19 protein-coding genes and 1 pseudogene are annotated in these 18,353 nt (G+C 64.8%); 13 read left to right on the top strand and 7 right to left on the bottom strand.

The genetic code is table 11. From position 1 onward, the window contains the following. The first annotated feature begins 64 nt into the window (after positions 1–64). Positions 65–1,381, top strand: a complete 1,317-nt coding sequence (locus ACIPIJ_RS08740; protein ID WP_401074985.1) for a hypothetical protein — start codon at positions 65–67, stop codon at positions 1,379–1,381. 132 nt (positions 1,382–1,513) lie between these two features. Here the strand turns inward: ACIPIJ_RS08740 and calA are convergent, their stop codons facing one another. After that, positions 1,514–2,566 (bottom strand): vanillin reductase, encoded by a 1,053-nt coding sequence (calA, locus tag ACIPIJ_RS08735; RefSeq protein WP_346612377.1) that lies wholly within the window; start codon positions 2,564–2,566, stop codon positions 1,514–1,516. A 181-nt stretch (positions 2,567–2,747) separates the two neighbouring features. Between calA and ACIPIJ_RS08730 the strand changes: the two genes are divergently transcribed. After that, positions 2,748–3,653 carry an AraC family transcriptional regulator N-terminal domain-containing protein gene (locus ACIPIJ_RS08730; RefSeq protein WP_401074982.1) on the top strand — a complete coding sequence of 302 codons (906 nt, stop codon included), beginning with the start codon at positions 2,748–2,750 and terminating at the stop codon, positions 3,651–3,653. Positions 3,654–3,679: 26 nt separating this feature from the next. Here ACIPIJ_RS08730 and ACIPIJ_RS08725 read toward each other — a convergent pair. Continuing rightward, positions 3,680–4,057, bottom strand: a pseudogene (locus ACIPIJ_RS08725) (TetR/AcrR family transcriptional regulator); the annotation flags it as partial. A 260-nt stretch (positions 4,058–4,317) separates the two neighbouring features. Between ACIPIJ_RS08725 and ACIPIJ_RS08720 the strand changes: the two are divergent. From ACIPIJ_RS08720 to ACIPIJ_RS08710, 3 genes are all read left to right on the top strand, one after another. Then, on the top strand, positions 4,318–4,824 hold the full coding sequence (locus tag ACIPIJ_RS08720) for a sigma-70 family RNA polymerase sigma factor (protein WP_400686711.1): 507 nt from the start codon (positions 4,318–4,320) through the stop codon (positions 4,822–4,824). Next, on the top strand, positions 4,821–5,810 hold the full coding sequence (locus ACIPIJ_RS08715) for a FecR family protein (protein ID WP_401074979.1): 990 nt from the start codon (positions 4,821–4,823) through the stop codon (positions 5,808–5,810). Before ACIPIJ_RS08720 ends, ACIPIJ_RS08715 begins: the two co-directional genes overlap by 4 nt. A 79-nt stretch (positions 5,811–5,889) precedes the next feature. After that, entirely contained in the window at positions 5,890–8,325 is a 2,436-nt protein-coding gene (locus ACIPIJ_RS08710) for a TonB-dependent siderophore receptor (RefSeq protein WP_401074976.1), read from the top strand. Between the two features lie 6 nt (positions 8,326–8,331). Here ACIPIJ_RS08710 and thpR read toward each other — a convergent pair whose 3' ends face one another. After that, complete coding sequence (gene thpR, locus ACIPIJ_RS08705; protein WP_401074974.1) at positions 8,332–8,877, bottom strand: RNA 2',3'-cyclic phosphodiesterase; 546 nt, start codon at positions 8,875–8,877, stop codon at positions 8,332–8,334. 157 nt (positions 8,878–9,034) lie between these two features. On the opposite strand from thpR, the gene lpxO reads away from it, so the two are divergent. From lpxO to ACIPIJ_RS08690, 3 genes are all read left to right on the top strand, one after another. Continuing rightward, positions 9,035–9,934 carry a lipid A hydroxylase LpxO gene (gene lpxO, locus ACIPIJ_RS08700; RefSeq protein ID WP_401074971.1) on the top strand — a complete coding sequence of 300 codons (900 nt, stop codon included), beginning with the start codon at positions 9,035–9,037 and terminating at the stop codon, positions 9,932–9,934. Between the two features lie 70 nt (positions 9,935–10,004). After that, a complete protein-coding gene (locus ACIPIJ_RS08695) occupies positions 10,005–10,349 on the top strand; it encodes a carboxymuconolactone decarboxylase family protein (RefSeq protein ID WP_054886376.1) in 345 nt (114 codons plus the stop codon). 78 nt (positions 10,350–10,427) lie between these two features. Continuing rightward, a complete protein-coding gene (locus ACIPIJ_RS08690) occupies positions 10,428–10,997 on the top strand; it encodes a GNAT family N-acetyltransferase (RefSeq protein WP_401074967.1) in 570 nt (189 codons plus the stop codon). 27 nt (positions 10,998–11,024) lie between these two features. On the opposite strand, the gene ACIPIJ_RS08685 is transcribed toward ACIPIJ_RS08690, so the two are convergent. Further along, a complete protein-coding gene (locus ACIPIJ_RS08685) occupies positions 11,025–11,927 on the bottom strand; it encodes a LysR family transcriptional regulator (protein ID WP_401074964.1) in 903 nt (300 codons plus the stop codon). 123 nt (positions 11,928–12,050) lie between these two features. Here ACIPIJ_RS08685 and ACIPIJ_RS08680 point away from each other — a divergent pair, with 123 nt between their 5' ends. After that, positions 12,051–13,127, top strand: a complete 1,077-nt coding sequence (locus tag ACIPIJ_RS08680) for an AbrB family transcriptional regulator (protein WP_401074961.1) — start codon at positions 12,051–12,053, stop codon at positions 13,125–13,127. Positions 13,128–13,266: 139 nt separating this feature from the next. Here the strand turns inward: ACIPIJ_RS08680 and ACIPIJ_RS08675 are convergent, their stop codons facing one another. Continuing rightward, entirely contained in the window at positions 13,267–13,746 is a 480-nt protein-coding gene (locus tag ACIPIJ_RS08675; RefSeq protein ID WP_401074959.1) for a VOC family protein, read from the bottom strand. A 270-nt stretch (positions 13,747–14,016) separates the two neighbouring features. Between ACIPIJ_RS08675 and ACIPIJ_RS08670 the strand changes: the two genes are divergently transcribed. From ACIPIJ_RS08670 to ACIPIJ_RS08660, 3 genes are all read left to right on the top strand, one after another. Continuing rightward, the gene (locus ACIPIJ_RS08670) at positions 14,017–14,169 is read left to right on the top strand and encodes a hypothetical protein (protein ID WP_401074956.1); all 153 of its coding nucleotides are present in this window, start codon (positions 14,017–14,019) and stop codon (positions 14,167–14,169) included. A 98-nt stretch (positions 14,170–14,267) separates the two neighbouring features. Beyond that, positions 14,268–15,317, top strand: a complete 1,050-nt coding sequence (locus ACIPIJ_RS08665; protein ID WP_401074954.1) for a cytochrome D1 domain-containing protein — start codon at positions 14,268–14,270, stop codon at positions 15,315–15,317. Between the two features lie 179 nt (positions 15,318–15,496). Beyond that, the gene (locus ACIPIJ_RS08660) at positions 15,497–16,147 is read left to right on the top strand and encodes a TIGR04211 family SH3 domain-containing protein (protein WP_401074952.1); all 651 of its coding nucleotides are present in this window, start codon (positions 15,497–15,499) and stop codon (positions 16,145–16,147) included. 64 nt (positions 16,148–16,211) lie between these two features. Here the strand turns inward: ACIPIJ_RS08660 and ACIPIJ_RS08655 are convergent, their stop codons facing one another. Together ACIPIJ_RS08655 and ACIPIJ_RS08650 are read right to left on the bottom strand one after the other, a co-directional pair. Then, on the bottom strand, positions 16,212–16,475 hold the full coding sequence (locus ACIPIJ_RS08655) for a hypothetical protein (protein ID WP_401074949.1): 264 nt from the start codon (positions 16,473–16,475) through the stop codon (positions 16,212–16,214). A 93-nt stretch (positions 16,476–16,568) separates the two neighbouring features. Then, on the bottom strand, positions 16,569–17,489 hold the full coding sequence (locus ACIPIJ_RS08650; RefSeq protein ID WP_401074947.1) for a LysR family transcriptional regulator: 921 nt from the start codon (positions 17,487–17,489) through the stop codon (positions 16,569–16,571). Positions 17,490–17,613: 124 nt separating this feature from the next. On the opposite strand from ACIPIJ_RS08650, the gene ACIPIJ_RS08645 reads away from it, so the two are divergent. Beyond that, entirely contained in the window at positions 17,614–18,348 is a 735-nt protein-coding gene (locus ACIPIJ_RS08645) for an SDR family NAD(P)-dependent oxidoreductase (protein ID WP_401074944.1), read from the top strand. Positions 18,349–18,353 lie beyond the last annotated feature (5 nt).

Here is an 18,353-nt window from a genome sequence, read left to right as displayed (position 1 = left end):
CGCATTGCAGGTAACATGCGCGCTTTGTGTGAAATGCAAGCGGAACAAGGAGCCCGATCCGCCCATGAACAAGCCACATCCCCAGCAGCAATGGCAACAGGCGGTCACTGCCTATGCCCAGGCCATCAACCGCTACGTCGCGCAAGGCAGCGCCCAAGGCTGGGACGACCTCGAAGAACCGCAACACGCCGCCACCGAGCATTTGCTCGATGCCTGGCAGGCCGCCTTGCAGGCGATCAACCGGCCGGGGGTCGACGAAGCGCAACGCCAGGCCTTCCGTGCGGCCTGGCCGCCTGCCCACCTGCCGCTGGTACCGCTGCTCGACGCACACGGGCAAGGTATCTGCAGTGTCCTGCTGCTGGACGACGCCAGCTTGCTGGCGCGCATCGGCATGCCGCATGAAAAGGGTCAGGTGGTACGCATCGACCAACAGGGTGTGACACCGGTCATTGGTATCGACCACTTCGGCCGCTGCCCGCAGCGCCGCTACTTCGCCCTGGCCAACGCCGAGGGCGTGCGGGTAACCGATGGCTGGGGCGGCCCGCAAGTCGCTCGCCTGCCCTGGCCCACTGGGCTTGAGGGGCTGCCGGCGGGATACCCGTTCGAGCCCTTCGACCTGCCGCCGACACCCACCACGCTGGTACCTTTCGCGAATGGCCAGCGGGTGCTGCTGGTCAGCGCCGACGGCATTTTCCTGCTGTCGGCCGAGGGTGCTAGCCGGCTGCTGCCGAATCAGGCACAGGTGGAAGAAGAATTGGCCGAAGGCACCGACCCGGACGATATCGGCATGGGGCTGGCCATGGAGCATGGCGCAGTGTCGCCGGATGGGCGGCTGATCGTGGTCGGCGAGCAGAGCAGCCGCCATATGGTGCTGAACGAGCAGTTGGAACCCGTGGCGCAGATCGGCCCTGGTGGCGAGTACCCGCATTTCGCCCTGTTCAACCGCCGCGGCGACCAGTTGATCGTCAATGCCTGCCACTTTTACAACGGTGGCACGCTGGGGGTGCGCGTGGCGGACTTGCCGGGGCTGGACACCGAGTACTACAGCGAAGACCCGCGCACGCCGCTGCTGCAGGATGGTGCCCGGGTCTACGCCGGGGTGGCAGGTGATGGCGAGTACATCGTAGGCGATGCCTACGGCTACTTGCGGGCCTTTGGCGAGGATGGCGCGGAACATTGGCAGCATTACCTGGGTTCGACCATCAGTGCCATGGACATCAGCGAAGACGGGCGCACGCTGGTTGCGGCGAGCCATGCCGGGTTCATTTCGGTGATTGCGCTGGGCAGCGGGCGGCCTGAGTGGCAGATCGGCACCGGGGAGCATGGCGAGGTGCGGCGGTGGTTGTTCTGGAAGGGGTGGGACAAGGCGCTGGTCTGGTGACCAGCCCCTGAATCTGCGTCACTTGCTTCGCGGGCAAACCCGCTCACAGGTTGCCCACTGCCCTCAAGAACAGTGGCAAACCTGTGGGAGCGCGCTTGCCCGCGAAAGGGCCGGTACTGATTGACGCCGGAATCAGCCCTGCAACGTGGCCATGTCGATCACGAAGCGGTACTTCACATCCCCGGCGATCATGCGCTCATACGCCTGGTTGATGTTGCGGATATCCAGCATCTCGATATCGCAACGGATGTCGTGCTCGGCACAGAAATCCAGCACTTCCTGAGTCTCGGCGATACCGCCGATCAACGAACCGGCCAGCACCCGGCGCTTCATTACCAGGTTGGCCGCGTGCACCGCCGGGTCGATGGGCTCGATCAGGCCGACCAGAATGTGCACGCCATCGAACTTCAGCGTTTCCAGGTACGGGTTGAGGTCGTGCTGCACCGGAATGGTGTCGAGCAGGAAGTCGAAGCGGCCGGCGGCGGCGCGCATCTGTTCGGCATCAGTGGACACGATCACGTGGTCAGCGCCCTGGCGGCGGGCTTCGTCGGCCTTGGCCTGGGAGCGGGTGAACAGGGTCACTTCGGCGCCCAGTGCCTTGGCCAGCTTGATGCCCATGTGGCCCAGGCCGCCCATGCCGAGGATGCCGACCTTGTGGCCGGGGCCAACGCCATGGTGCTTGAGCGGCGAGTAGGTGGTGATGCCGGCGCAGAGGATCGGCGCCGCGCTGGGCAGGTCCATGCCGGCCGGGATGCGCACCACGAAGTGTTCGCTGACCACGATGCTGCTGGAGTAGCCGCCCATGGTGTTGCTGCCATCGACCCGGTCGGGGGTGGCGTAGGTCATGGTCGGGCCTTCCAGGCAGTACTGTTCCAGGTCCTTGGCACAGGCTTCGCAATGGCGGCACGAGTCGACCATGCAGCCAACGCCGACCAGGTCGCCGACCTTGTGCGCCGAGACCTTGTCGCCCACCGCAGTGACGCGGCCGATGATCTCGTGGCCGGGCATCAGCGGGTACACGGCAATGCCCCACTCGTTACGGGCCTGGTGGATGTCGGAGTGGCACACACCACAGTAGAGGATCTCGATGGCGACATCGTCCGGGCGCGGGCTGCGGCGCTCGAAGGTCATGGGGGCCAGCGGGCTGGTCGGGGTTTGGGCGGCGTAACCGATGGCGGTATACATGCAAGACCTCACAGGGAAGTGAAACGATTCAGGCGGCGAATTTTGCGCGCCCTCGACCGCCTTTCCCACCGCAGATTCTCCGGCATGCATGCCTGATTCTCCGAACCTACACCGCACCGTCTGGCGCTGGCCTGCCAATCTGCGATGATGCAACTGTCTGATTCTCTGCCCATGGTCCATCATGCAACTGACCCGCCACGTAGACGCCAACGCCCCGCTGTGCACGCTGATCCGCAGCCTGGCCACCCGCCCAGGCTTCGTGCCCACCCACCTGCCCCAGGTGCAGGTGCTGAGCTGGGACCATTACGTGGCCAGCAGCCCGCAGATCTACGAGCCCAGCCTGATGATCCTGGCCCAGGGCAGCAAGCTTGCCCGGCTTGGCCCGCGCACCCTGGAGTACGGTGCCGGGCATTACCTGGTGCAGGCGCTGTCGGTGCCGTTCATGTGCGAAACCTTCGCCACCCGCGATGAACCGCTGCTGGGCGTAGCGGTGGACATCGACCGGGGTGTGCTGGGCGAGCTTGTGCAGAGCATGGAACTGGCGCCCGACCCGGCGGTGCAGGCGCAGACGCCGCAATCGATGACGTCGGCGGCGCTCGATGTGACCATGCGCGAGTCGGTCGAGCGGCTGCTGCGCTGCCTGCAGGATCCGGTCGACGCCAGGGTGCTGGGGCCGGCGCGGGTGCGCGAAGTGCTATATACCGCGCTGCGCGGCCCGCAGGCCGGCGTGTTGCGGGCGCTGGTCGAGCAGCAGGGGCATTTTGCGCGCATCGGCGCCGCCCTCGCCCACCTGCGTGAGCACTACAGCGAACCGCTGAGCGTCGAGGCGCTGGCGGCGCGCGCGAACATGAGCGTCTCGACCTTCCACGAACACTTCAAACGCTGCACCGACATGGCGCCGATGCAATACCTCAAGCGCTTGCGGCTGTTGAAAGCGCAGCAGATGCTGATTGGCGAAGGGCTGGGTGTGGCGCAAGCGGCGCATCGGGTGGGTTACCAGAGCACTTCGCAGTTCAGCCGCGAGTACAAGCGCCAGTTTGCCCGTAGCCCGGGGGATGAACTGCCTTACCAGAGTTTGCCTGTCTGATGGTTGGGGCTGCTGACCAGCCCCAATCACTGCCGCCCGACCATGGCAACAATCGCTGCCTGCAACTCATCCTTCGCCTGCCCCGCCTCCAGCTCGCCCGCCGCCGCCTGCGACAACGCCTCCGCAGCCCCCATCAGCAAACGCATCCCCGCCGCACCAATTTCGCCGCTCGGCGCAAAACCACCCAAAGCCGCCCGGCACTTGTCGAGGAAAGGCTGCTCGTAACCGCGCTTGATCGCCTCAAGCTCCGGCGACCCGGCCAGCGCTGCCGACACGCCTGGCATTTCCCGCCCCTGGCTCATCACACAGTCCACGTAGGCCTCGGCAATCACCCCGGCGCGGCTGGCCAACGTCGCGTCACAACGCGACAGCGCCTGCTCGAGCAACTGCCGGCGCCGGTGGTCACGGGACAGGCGCTTGCGTAGCGCACGCCAGCGCAGGAGAACCCCATGAACGCCTTGATCGTTGTCGGCCATTACGACCCGCAGTCCCTCACAGTGCTCAGCTCGACCTTGCTGGAAGACAGCGAGGGCCCGGCCGCCGCCCTGCTGCTGCCCGCAGCCCGGCAACTGGGCGAGCAACTGTTCAGCACCCCCCATTGCGAGGCATCCAGCGACCCGGCTAATATTGAGAACGATTCACACTCACAACTGGATGCCAGGCGTTGGACAGCACATCGACCCGCAAGCTGGGCTTTTTCTTCAGCGACCATCACCGCTGGCTGCTCCAACACATCCACAAGCGCCTGCGCAACCGCGCCGATGCCGAGGACACCGCCGCCGAGGCCTTCTGCCAGATGCTCGGTGCCCGGGTCGACCCCGACAGCATCCAGCAGCCGCGCGCCTACCTGTCGACCATCGCCCGGCGGCTGATCTTCGACCGCCACCGCCGCCGCCAGCTGGAACAGGCCTACCTGGAGCGCCTGGCGCAGCTGCCGGAACCGGTGGCCCCTTCGGCTGAAGAACAACTGCTACTGATCGAGGCGCTGGTGACCATCGACCAGGTGCTGGACGGCCTGCCCGCCATCGTCAAGGCGACCTTCCTGTACAGCCAGCTCGACGGCATGAGCTATGTCGACATCGCCAGCAAGCTGCAGATCAGCGAACGCACCGTCAGCCGCTACATGAAACAGGCCCTGTGCCAGTGCTACCTGAGCGAGGTGCAGCCATGAGCGGCCGCCCGCTGGACGCGATCAGCGAACAAGCCATCGACTGGATGGTGACGCTCAACGCCCGTACACCGGATGACGCTCTGCTGCAGCGCCTGGCCCACTGGCTGCAGCAGGACCCCGCCCACCAGCAGGCCTGGGAACGCCTGCAGCGCCGCCTTGGCCGCCCGATCGCCACGTTGCGTGCACTGGAGCAGCGCGCCCCGGGCCAGGCCGCCGAGGCGCGCCAGGTGCTGCTGCAACCCACCCACTCGCGCCGTGAAGTGTTGGCCGCGCTGGCCAGCGTCGGCCTGTTCGGCGGCGCACTATGGGGCGGCTGGCGCAGCGACACGGCGCAAAACTGGCTGGCCGACCTGCACACCGGCAGCGGCGAACGGCGCAGCTTCACCTTGGCCGACGGCAGCCGCCTGAGCCTCAACAGTGCCAGTGCCGTCGACCTGTACTTCGACGCCGCGCAACGCCTGCTGGTGCTGCGCCGTGGCGAGTTGCTGATCCAGGTGGCCGCCGACCCTCGCCGCCCGTTGCGTGTGCGTACGGCGCAGGGGCAGGTCCAGGCCCTGGGCACACGCTTTCTGGTCAGCCAGGAGAACGCCACCACGCGGGTCGTGGTGCTGGAGCACAGTGTGCGTGCCAGCCTGCACGATGGCCGTTGGCTCGACCTGCAGCAGGGCCAGGCAGCGCTGCTGCGCAGCAACGGCATCGAGCCACTGGACAACGACCAACAGCAGCGTGCCGCCTGGGTCAATGGGCGCCTGGAAGTGCTGGACGAGCCACTGAACACGGTGATCGATGCGCTGCGCCCCTACCAGCGCGGCTACATCCGTGTGGCCCCTGCAATCGGCAACCTGCGGGTGCAAGGGGTGTTCCCCCTCGATCAGCCACACGCGGCGTTGGCCGCCCTGGCCGAAACCCTGCCAATCAGCATCGAACACTATGGCCCATGGCTGACGTTGATCGGCCCTGCGCCGGCGCGGCAAAAAAAATCATGAAAATCATTCGCAAGCGTGTCCGGTTTTCATTTCTCGTCGCACCTATCTCCTGACAAGCCAATACAATCGGGAGAATTCCGTGCACAACCTCTGGCCCCGCGCCCTGCCCCTGGTCGCCGCCCTCACCAGCTTCAGCGCCCTCGCCCAGGCGCAGACCCTGTCGTTCAACCTGCCGCCGGCAAGCCTGGCAGCTACCCTCAACCGCATTGCCAGCCAGAGCGGCACCATCATCGCCTTGGAGCCGGCGCTGGTGCGGGGCAAGCAGGCCCCGGCGGTGGTCGGCCAGATGAGCGCCGAGCAAGCCATGCAAGCCGCCCTGGCCGGCAGCGGCCTGCAGTTGCGCGTCACCAGCAGCGGGCATTTCAGCGTGGCCCCGGCCAGCCAGAACGGTGATGCACTGGAGCTGGGGAGCACCAGCATCACCGACGACTACCTGGATGCCACCAGCGAAGGCAGCGGCTCGTACGCCGCCCGCGCAGTCACCCTGGGCAAGGGCACGCACAGCCTCAAGGAAATCCCCCAGTCGATCACGGTGATCACCCGCAAGCAGCTGGACGACCAGGGCATCACCGACCTGCAGGACGCGCTCAACCACACCACCGGCATCGTCGGCGCCCAAGGCATCGGCCCCGGTGTGGTGGTGACCTCGCGGGGCTTTCAGATCGACGACTGGCAGTACGACGGGGTGCCGATCCCGCGTAACAACTATTCGCTGGGCAACTGGGCGACCCAGGACCTGGTGTTCTTCGACCGCGTGGAAGTGCTGCGCGGTGCCTCCGGCCTGCTGCAGGGCACCGGTAGCCCGGGCGGTGCGATCAACCTGGTGCGCAAGCGCGGCCAGGCCACACCGACAGTCACCCTCACCGGCAAGGCCGGCAGCTGGGACCACTATGGCCTGCAACTGGATGCCGGCGGCCCGCTGACCGCCGACGGGCGTGTGCGCGGCCGGCTGGTCGCCGACGAGGACCAGAGCGACAGCTTCATCGACTACCAATGGAGCAAGTCCCACTCCCTGTATGGCGCGCTGGACATCGACCTGAACGACGCCACCACCCTTGGCGGCGGCATCAGCTACAACCGCCAGCAGTCGCGGCCAATGCTACGTGGCCTGCCCCGCTACGCCGACGGCAAGCCCATCGACCTGCCGCGTTCGACCTTCACCGGCGCCCGCTGGAGCCGTGCCGAAACCGACGTCACCACCTACTACCTGGACCTCGAGCACCGCTTCAACGACGACTGGGCATTCAAGGCTGCCGCCGTGCGAATGGACGAAACCAACACCTCCACGCACCAGCGGGTGCAGACCACCGGCCAAGGCGTAGAGCCCGATGGCAGCGGCATTACCTACGCCGACTGGATCACCGACTTCCACAACACCAAACTCGGCCTGGACATGAACCTGGTCGGGCACTTCGACACCGGCCCGCTGGCCCATGAAATCACCGTGGGCGGCAACTACTCCAAACTGACCTCGGACGATGCCTACTGGCGCAACTTCGATGCCTCCGGTGACAACATCTTCGACATCGACCACGACCGCCCGGAGCCCAGCCGCGACAGCCTGTTCGACGGCGAACTCGCCCGCGCCAACAAGGCCAGCTACGACATCCGCCAAAAGGGCCTGTATGGCGTGTGGCGGGTCAAGCCGACCGACGACCTGACCCTGATCGTGGGTTCGCGCGTCAGCTGGTTCGACTACAGCTGGGACTCGATCGACTTCAACAGCCGCACCGACCCGGGCAACCGCTACCCCACCAGCCGCATGACCGAGTCGGGCGAAGTCACGCCCTATGCCGGTTTCGTCTACGACCTGACCCGCGAGTGGGCCTGGTACGCCAGCTACACCGATGTGTTCGTGCCGCAGACCGAACGCGCCGTCAACAATGTGCCGCTCAAGCCAATCATCGGCAGCAACTACGAAACGGGCCTGAAGGGCGAGCTGTTCGATGGCCGGGTCAATGCCTCGCTGGCCGTGTTCCGCTATGACCAGGAAAACCGCGCGATCACCGATGTGGCCTCAGGCTTTGCCTGTGATGACTGGTACTGCTCCACCGCGGCAGGCAAGGTGCGCAGCCAGGGCATCGAGGCCGAGATCAGCGGCGAAGTGCTCAGCGGCCTGCAAGTTTTTGCCGGCTACACCTACAACACCACCAAGTTCCTCGACGACCCGGACGAAGAAGGCCGCGTGTTCAGCCAGTGGACGCCCAAACACATGTTGCGCGCCTGGGCCGATTACACCCTGCCACTGGACGGCCAGCGCTGGAGCACCGGCCTGGGCTTCACCACCCAAAGCCATACCCTAGGCTACGAGCGCACCTACACCGTGCCCGGTTATACCGTGTGGAACGCGCGCCTGGCCTACCAGCTGACGCCGGAGATAAACCTTTCGGTCAATGCCAAAAACCTGTTCGACAAGAAGTATTGGGTGGCCGGCTTCAACCAGCTCAACGGCAGCAACAACTATGGCGAACCGCGCAACTTCATGTTCACAGTCAAGTACACGCCGCAGTTCTGAGCCGGGTCAGGCCGTCAACGGCCATTGCGCCAGTGGCCAGTACTGGCCTTTGCGTGATTCGTAAAGCGTGAAGTGCCGGGCCGTCACGAAGAAGTCCGGCGCCTCACTCGCCTCTGGCGGCTGGCCGCGAAACTCGCGTGACAGGGTCAGGTGCGGTCGGTACTCGCGGGCCTGTTCGGCAAAGCCCATGGGCAGCAGCGCCTGCTGCAGCCCATACACCAGTTGGCGCAACGCGGCGGGTGCTTCCTGGGGTTCGAGCACGAGCACGTTGGCACGCTGCCATACCTTCAGTTGATCGAGCAGCAAGCGCAACGGCGCATCGGGGCGGGCCAGGTTGTCCACTGCTGCGCAGATGGCCGGCACTTGCGCTGCATCCACGTCACCGAGAAACAGCAAGGTCAGGTGGAAGTTCTCGCTGGGCACCGGCTTGCCGCTGCGCAGCGCAAGGCCACGCCGCCACTGGGCGATAGCACGGCGCTGGGCATCGCTCACCGGCAACGCAAAAAACAGCCGTTTGAAGGGGGCGCCACTGGGGCGGATATCCTGGACCATGGGTGCTCCTTAACCTTAAACGTTTGCGCAACCTGTAGGGCATTACACCTAAGTCGCCCGGAATTCACGTAACAATATGTACAAACTACCCCCATGATTGTTTATGCTGGCGGGCTTATGCCATGGCGCATGGCCATTTTTCGACAAGTAATCGTCCATGAAAATTGCACTCGTACTGATCTTCGCCCTTTCGATCGCCTATGTTCACCTGCGCGGTAGGGTACGTCACAAGCTGACCCGCCAGTTGGGCGACCACTCCAGCTTCCTGGCCCCGGTCAACAGCTTCCTTTACCTGTTCTCCAAGCACCCGGCCAAGCCCTACCTGCCGGTCGAGGCGTTCCCCGAGCTGCAGCCGCTCAAGGACCATTGGCAGGAAATCCGCGAGGAAGGTCAAAAGTTGCTGCATGTGGGCGAGATCAAGAAGTCCGATAACTATGACGACGTCGGTTTCAACTCGTTCTTCAAGACCGGCTGGAAGCGCTTCTACCTGAAGTGGTACGGCGAGAGCCACCCGTCGGCGATGAACCTGTGCCCGCGCACCACCGAACTGCTGCAGGGCATCGGCTCGATCAAGGCCGCCATGTTCGCCACCCTGCCACCGGGGGCGAAGCTGGTGCGTCACCGCGACCCGTACGCTGGCTCCTACCGCTACCACCTGGGCCTGGACACGCCGAATGACGATGGCTGCTACATCGATGTGGACGGCGAAAAGTACTCATGGCGTGACGGTGAGGCGGTGGTGTTCGACGAGACCTACATCCACTACGCCGCCAACACCACCGAGCACAATCGCATCATCCTGTTCTGCGACATCGAGCGCCCGCTGAAGTACCGCTGGGCCACTGCGTTCAACCGCTGGTTCAGCCGCAACGTGATGGCCGCCGCAGCCGCACCGAACAATGCCAACGACAAGACCGGCGGCATCAACCGCTTGTTCACCCGGATCTACAAGATCCGTGAACGTGGCAAGGCACTGAAAAAGCGCAACCGCATGCGTTACTACCTGGAGAAGTGGCTGGTGGTGGCGGCGTTGGTGTTGGTGTTCATCTATATCTGAGGCCCGCACAGACACCCACAACTTCGACTAGCCTGATAGCTCCACTCGCAACCTCCCCAAGGTGAAGACGATGAGCATGATGGACTGGGACGCCTACCGTAAGCAGTTGATGGCCGGCATCGGTGATCTCAAGCAGTTGTCCCCCGACACCGTGGCCGGTTACATGACCGCCAGCGGTGCCGGTGCCAAGACCAACCACCTGGACGCCAAGACCCGCGAACTGATCTCCCTGGCCGTGGCTGTCACCACCCGTTGCGACGGCTGTATCGCGGTGCACTCGCAGCAGGCGGTCAAGCACGGCGCCACCCGTGAGGAAATCGCCGAAGCCCTGGGTGTGGCGGTGGCGATGAATGCCGGCGCCGCGCTGGTCTACTCCGCCCGCGCCCTGGACGCCGTCGGCAAGGCCAACGGCTGAGCCAACGCGGTGTTGCCGCCCTTGCGCGACAGCGCCGCGCCACCCAGACTTGGCGGCCTAGCCATAGCAGGTACCGCCATGATCCACATCCGCCCCATGACGCCCGACGATTTCGAGCGTTTCTGGCCCACCTTCCAGGCCATCGCCCAGGCCCGCGAAACCTACGCCTACGACCCTGCAATGAGCTTCGAGCAGGCCCGCCAATTGTGGCTGGAGCTGCCACTGCGCACGCTGGTGGCCGAGGCAGACGGCGAGTTGCTGGGGTCTTATTACCTCAAGGCCAACGCCGCAGGCCCCGGCGCCCATGTCGGCAATTGCGGCTACATGGTCAGCGAGGCCGCCCGTGGCCGTGGGGTGGCCCGGCTGATGTGCGAGCATTCGCAGAAACTGGCGCGCCAGGAAGGCTTCCTGGCATTGCAGTTCAACTCGGTGGTGGCCAGCAATGAAGTGGCCGTGGCCCTGTGGCACACGCTCGGTTTCGAGACCGTCGGGCGCCTGCCCAAGGCTTATCGCCACGCCCGCCTGGGCCTGGTGGACTGCCTGGTGATGTACAAGTGGCTGGCCGACGAGCCGGTGGTGGAAAAACCGCCGCTGCTGATCGGCCGCAAGAACATCGAGGCGCGGGTATCGCGTCGGCGCGGGCGCTAGGCCCAAATGGTCTGCGTTGTTCGCCGTTCAATCGCGCTCGAAAAAGCTGCTGCCCTTGTCTTTGAGCAACGCCACCAACGCCTGCGCCGCAGGTGACAGATAACCCTCGGTGCGCACTGAAACCGCCACGGTCCTGCGCATGGTGGTTTCCCGCAAGGGCACCTCGCGCAACCACGACATGCCCAACCCATGCTCCAGGGTTTCCCGCGCGGCAAAGCTGAGCAACTGAGTGCGGGCGATCAACCGCGGCAGCAACGAAATCGCATTGGTCTCGATCTGAACCTGCGGCGCAGGCAACTGATGGGCGATGAATACATTGTCGAGCCAGCGCCGGGCGGTCACCGTCGGCCCCGCCAGCACCCAGCGGTACTGGCAGAGGTCCTGCAGCGAGACAGGCCCGGCGAATACCGGGTGTTCGGCACTGGCCACCACGATCGCTTCATCCTCGAGGATCGGGTAGGTGGTGAACTCCGCGTCGACGGCGACCTGCGGCGAAATGATCACATCCAGCCGACCTGCCCTCAGCGACTCCTTGAGCACATCGTCCTGGGCGATGGACAGTTTCAGGGTCACTTCCGGCGCCCGCGCCAGCAAGGCGGCAGTCAGGTGCGGCAGCAGGTGGTCGGCCATGCTCGCCGCGCAGCCCAGGCGAATATTGCCAACCAGCCCGTTGGCGAAGTCGCGCACCTCGCGTTCGGTTTCGGCGATGTTCAGCTGCAGTTGCCTGCCCCGTGCCAGCAGCAGCTTGCCCACATCGGTGAGCTTGATGCGCCGGCCATCACGCTGGAACAGCCGGGTCCCCAGCGATGCTTCAAGCCGTTGAATACTTTTGGTCAGCGCCGGCTGGCTGCGGTTGAGCTTTTCTGCGGCGCGGCCCAGGTGGCCGAGTTCGGCGATGGTTTCAAAATAAGTGAGGTCGCGCAGGTCCATGATTCATGAATTTCAGTTATGGATTCATCAAAAGTAGAAAATAGACTTGATCGGTTGCCCAGTCGATAATTTTCTGCGCTGGCGTTGCCAGCCCGCGTTATCGCTGCGCAAGGAGTATCCCCGTTGCAGACCGCCCTATCAGGCTCTTCCAGAACCCTCTTCCAATGGCTCGCGCTGTTGACCTGCGCCGGTGGCTTCGGCCAGTTGCTGCATGCCCTGGCGGTACCGGCCGGGTTGTTCCTAGGCCCGATGCTGGTGGCCATCGTGTTTGCCGTCTGCGGTGCGCGCCTGCCCCTGCACCGCCAGGTGTTCCGCTTCGGCCAGGGCTGCGTCGGCCTGCTGGTCGCCCATTCGGTGACCTGGGCGGTGCTGGTGTCGATGGCGCAGTCCTGGCACCTGATGCTGGTGGCCACGTTCATCACCGTTGCCCTGAGCGCCATCGTCGGCCTCGGCACTGTACGTTTCGGTGGCATTCCCGGCAGTACCGCCGCCTGGGGCACCGCGCCGGGCGCCGCCTCGGCCATGGTCTCGATGGCCGAGGAAAACGGCGCCGACGCCAGGGTGGTGGCGACCATGCAGTATGTGCGGGTGGTGTGCGTGGTGATGATCGGCTCGCTGGTCAGCCACCTGCTCGGCGCCACACCGGGCCCAGGCGCTGCGGCCAACGCGCCGGCGGTCATGCAAGGCCCGCACCTGCCCGACACGTTGCTCAGCCTGGGCGTGGTAGTGCTCGGCATCGTGGCCGGCAGCCGCATGCCCGCAGGCGCCCTGTTGATGCCTCTGTTGCTCGGTGGCGCGCTGCAGTTGAGCGGGTTGCTGACGATCAGCCTGCCCGAGCCGCTGCTGGCGGTGGCCTACGGCGCCATTGGCTGCTACATCGGCCTGCGCTTTGACCGCCAGACCGTGCGCTATGTGTGGAAACGCCTGCCGACCATGATTGCCGGGGCCGTTGCGTTGATCGTGCTGTGTGCGGCGTGCGCCTGGGTGCTGGCCCTGGCCATGGGCACGGACTTCCTGTCGATGTACCTGGCGACCAGCCCGGGAGGGCTGGATGCCATGGCGATCATCGCAGTGGAAACCCATGCCGATGTCGGGTTGGTGCTGGCGATGCAGACGTTGCGGCTGTTTGGGGTGATCCTGACGGGGGCCTTCTGTGCCCGGCAGATCATTCGGTTGACCCAGGCGACCTCAACCCGTTAATCACGCAAGAAGCTGTCCTCGAACGGGTAATCGGTCAGCCTGGCACTGTGGCGCCATGTCTGGTGCTGCCTCATCACCGGCCAGCCAGCGTCCACGAATCCGCCAACACAATGCCCGAACGCGACGTCGACGCCCTCGGTCAACCGCGCAATGCCGCCTCGATCACCGCCACGTCGATCTTGACCATACCCAGCATGGCCTCGAACGCGCGCTTGGCCGCCGCCCGGTCCGGGTTGGCGATGGCCTCGATGAGAATGCGCGGGCAGATTTGCCAGGAGATCCCCCACTTGTCCTTGCACCAGCCGCAGACGCTTTCCTGGCCACCGTTGCTGACCACGGCGTGCCACAGCCGATCGGTTTCGGCCTGGTCTTCGGTGCTGACCTGGAATGAAAACGCCTCGCTATGGCTGAACGCGTTGCCGCCATTGAGGCCCACGCAAGGGATGCCCATGACGGTGAACTCGACAGTGATCACGTCACCTGCCTTGCCCGACGGGTAGTCGCTCGGTGCCTGGTGCACGGCGACCACCCTGCTGTCGGGGAAGGTACGGGCATAGAAGTTGGCCGCTTCCTCGGCATCGTGGTCGAACCACAGGCAGATTGTGTTCTTGGCAGTCATGACGGGGCTCCGTGGATGAGCAGAGACCCTTGAGTCTAGCCCCTGCATCGCACCAATCAGAAAAGGACTACACACAACAGAGAAAAATCCACCCCCCGCCAACTTCACAGAGCCCGCTGACAGGCACGATCATCTTCAGGGTGCGTCGTTACCGGCTTCACACAGGGGGATTCAGGTTTGTCGGACTTCGAAGCGAAGCTGTAGCACCTCACTGTCGAACAGGTCGAAAGGCTGTGCAACGACTACCTGGGCGGTGAAAAAATTGCCCTATTGATCGAGCGCTATGCCATCGACGGCGCCAAAGCCGCACGGCCTCCGGCATTCAGCCTGCTGTTGCAACAGGGCGATCATGGCATGCGACGCAAGATTGCCGACTATATCGAGCAGTTGCCGCGCCCCGGAACGGGCGCCGCAAACGCCTGATAGAACCCGGATGGGCACATGATTCGAACTCTTGCAAGCGCGGCCCGGTCACAGCCTTTGAGCATGCAACATGGACTGCAAACCAAAGGAGACTGGACATGCCCTTCCCTCTCAACCCGATGATCCCGCACCTTCGCCGCCTGGCCCTGGCCAGCGCACTGCTGGCTTGCACCGCCCCAGCGCTGGCCGCCGATGTGCTGCTCGTGGGCAACAAGGCCGACGCCAGCGTTTCGGCACTGGATATCAGCAACGGCAAAGAACTGGTGCGCCTGCCTGTGGGCACCGGCCCGCACGAGGTGGTGGTGGCCAGCAACGGCCAGTTGGCGGTGGTCGGCAACTATGGTGCGAAAGGCACGGCGAACAACAGCCTGAGCGTGATCGATTGGCCGTCACGCACAGTGGTACGCACCATCGACCTGGGCAAGGATTCGCGCCCCCACGGCATTCGCTTCCTGCCGGACAGCCAACGTGTGGTAGTGACTACTGAGGACAGCGAACGCCTGCTGATCGTCGACCTGGCTCAGGGCAAGGCACTCGACCGTATCGACGTCGGCGGCGGCAAGCCGCACATGGTTGCGCTGTCGCCCGGTGCCGAGCGCGCCTATGTCACCCATATGGATTCAGGCACGTTGTCGGTGGTCGACTTGCTCCACAAGAAGAAGATTGCCGACATCCCTACCGGTAACGGCAGTGAAGGTATTGCCGTCGCGCCGACCGGCACCCAGGTGTGGGTCAGCAACAATAAAGACGATGAGGTGGTGATCGTCGATGCCAAACGCTTGGAGGTCACCGACCGTATCCGCACCGGCGGCTTCCCGATTCGCATCGCCATGACACCCGACGGCAAGTACGCGCTGGTGACCTGTGCCAAGTCGGCGGAGCTGGCGGTGATCGACGTGGCAGCCAAGCGTGAAATCAAGCGCATTGGCCTGGCGCAGGAAGGTGCCGAATACCGTGAGACCCTGCTCGGTGCCGAGGCGTTGCCGATCGGTGCGGTGGTCTCGCCGGATGGCAAGCGGGCGTACGTGGCGATCAGCGGCGGTGACCAGGTAGCGGTGATCGATACCGCCAGCTGGAGCGAAAAGGCACGCTGGAATGTCGGCCCGGAGCCGGATGCGCTGGCCATCGTGCCGCAGCCTGAGCGCTGATCACAGCCAATTGCCTGGGCGCTTCAACGAAGTGCCCTGCAACATCCTGCAGACAATTCCCGCACTAAGCAGTGAACCTGCCTACAAAAATGCGGTCTTTGGCTGACGGTCATTTCAACGACCAGTTCGCCGGCCCCCCGTCCATGGGCCTATTTTTCCTGTTGCAGCGAAGACCCCACATGCCTGAATCCCGCCCAGCCTCCCTCGCCCTCCCTGCCCTGCGCGGCAGCCTGATCGCCGCCCTGGTAGCCCTCGCCGCCCCCGTGCATGCCGAAGAGCCGGCCAGCGATGCGCGCTGGGTCAGTGACAGCCTGAGTACCTACGTGCGCAGCGGGCCGACCGACGGCCACCGCATCGTCGGCACCTTGAAGTCGGGGCAAAAGTTGACGCTGATCGGCAGCCAGGGCAACTACAGCCAGGTACGTGGGCAGAACGGCGACCTCGTGTGGATCCTCTCCAGCGACCTGCAGTCGGTGCCGGGCCAGAATGAACGCCTGCCGCAACTCGACGCGCAGGTGGCGGAGCTGTCCGGGCAGCTCAAGACCATCGACGACAGCTGGAAGAACCGCGTGCAGGGCATGCAGGAAACTCTCGATTCACGCAAGCACCTGGTCGACGAACTGGAAGCTCGCAACAAGGCGCTCAACGAACAGCTCGACCAGACCCAGTCGACCCTGCGCGATACCCAGGCGCGCCTGGGTGACGAGAACAAGCAGGTGATGATGCGCTACATGGTCTATGGCGGCAGCATCGCCGGGGCGGGGCTGCTGATGGGGCTGATCCTGCCGGCGCTGACCCGTGGGCGGAAGAAGAACGACCGCTGGTTCTGAGGTTTTCAGCGCCTGTACCGGCCCCTTCGCTACCGTCGCGAGAAGAGGCCGGCACAGCGGATGCTTACTTGCTGCGGGCCTTGTTATAGATAGTCTTGGCCTGGTCCGCCGATGACTGGCATTGGGTCATGTCACCCGCCTTCTGGGCGTCCTTGGCATTCTGCAGGTGCACCTTGAAGTCATGGGCCATGCCGCCATGCATTGCCTGGCCACTGGCCTTGTGGAAATCTTCCAGTTCCTTGATCTTGGCTGCACAGTTGCTCGCAGGGTCCGCGTGCGCGGCAACACTCAACACAGAAGCAATCACCAGCAGTGCGATGGATTTCATGGAGCGGTCTCCTGGGAAATCGGAAGGGTCATCGAGAGGCATTGGCTTGACGCAGCCATCAGCATAGTCGGCCAGACGCCCCAGCGCCTCGACTCAACCCGGTAATCGTGCGCCCTCGGCGAACAGAAAGTCGATAAACACCCGCACCCGCTGCGGCATGTGCCGCGTCTGGGGGTAGATCAGCATGAACGGGCGCGAAGTGCCACCGTAGTCGTCCAGCACTTCTACCAGCTCGCCGCTGGCCAGCGCGTCCTGCACGGTGAAGCGATAGGCCTGCATCAGGCCGCCGCCATGGCGCACCAGGGTCGCGGTGGCGAGGAAATCGCCCAGGCAGGTGAAGCCGCCCTGGGTGTCCACGTCTATCTGCCGGCCATCACGCTGAAAGCTCCACGGCGGGCGGCGCCCAGTACTGGCCAGCTCGAACTGGATGCACTCATGCCCGGCCAGGTCTTCCGGCACCTGTGGCGTGCCCCTGCGCGCCAGGTAGTCAGGCGTTGCCACCACGACCAGCTCGGCATTTTCCAGGCGCCGCGCCACCAGGCGTGAGTCCGCAGGCTCGCGGCCGCGGATGGCGAGGTCGAAGTGTTCCTCGGCAAAATCGACGTTGCGATTGCTGACATGCACGTCCACCTGGACTTGCGGGTAACGTTGGCGAAAACGCGGTAGCAGCGGCAACAAGCGGTGATGGGCATAAGGCGTGGGCGCGCTGATGCGCAGGCGGCCGCTGGGCGCGGCCTGCCCGCCCGTGACCTGGCGCTCGGCCTCGACCAGTTGCCCGAGTGCCTGGCGACATTGCTGGTAATAGGCCTGCCCTGCTTCGGAAAGACGCATCTGCCGAGTGGTGCGCACGAACAGGCGTACACCCAGGCGTTCTTCCAGGCGCGCCACGCTGCGGCTTACGGCCGCCGGGGTCACGCCTGCCTCGCTGGCGGCGGCGGTGAAGCTGCCGCTGTCGGCGGCCTGGCAGAACAGTTCCAGGCTGCCCAATTGGAGGTCATCGAAATGGCGGGGCATGGCAGCTCGATTGATTACATGATGTATCCATTCAAATGCCATCCAGCACATTTTTCAAGCATGCATTGCAGCCTACAGTGGCTTCCACCACGAGCCGCCGGCTCACCTTCTGGAGAACGCAAGCATGACCCAGCCAAGAACCGTCATCATCACCGGGGCCTCCAGCGGCCTGGGCTTCGCCCTCGCCGAGGCCTTCCTCGAACGGGGCGACAACGTCGTCGGCAACGCCCGCAGCCAGGCGCGCCTGGACCAGGCCGCCGCCCGCCTCGGTCAACCACTGCGCTTTGTTGGTGTAGCGGGAGACATCGCCGAGGCCGACACCGCCCGCCGGCTGTTCGCTGCGGCCGTCGAGGCCTTCGATGGGGTCGACATCCTGGTCAACAATGCCGGGATCTTCATTCCAAGACCGGTCACCGAGTACACCGAGGCCGATGTCGACGCCCTGGTCGGCACCAACCTCAAGGGCTTCTTCTACCCGGCCCAGGCTGCGGCGCGGATCATGGCCGAACAGGGCCATGGGCACATCATCGCGATTACCGCGTCCATTGCCCTGCAGCCGGATACCCGCGTGCCGGCGCTGTTGCCGGTGCTGGTCAAGGGTGGGCTGAACCAAGCGGTCAAAGGCCTGGCACTGGAATTGGCCGCCAGCGGTGTGCAGGTCAATGCGGTGGCGCCAGGGATCATCGACACGCCGCTGCACAGCGGGAATGTCGAAGGCCTGGGCGCGCTGTCGCCAAGCGGCCGCACCGGCTCGCCGCAAGATGTAGTGGACGCTGTGCTGTACCTGACCGATGCGCGCTTCGTCAGCGGCGTCATCCTGCCCGTCGATGGCGGCAGCACCGCCGGCACCTGGCACTGAGCAGA

Origin of the sequence: Pseudomonas sp. NPDC087185 (genome assembly GCF_044744955.1) — a bacterium.
Lineage (GTDB): Bacteria > Pseudomonadota > Gammaproteobacteria > Pseudomonadales > Pseudomonadaceae > Aquipseudomonas.
This window is presented reverse-complemented; position numbering and strand designations above follow the sequence as displayed.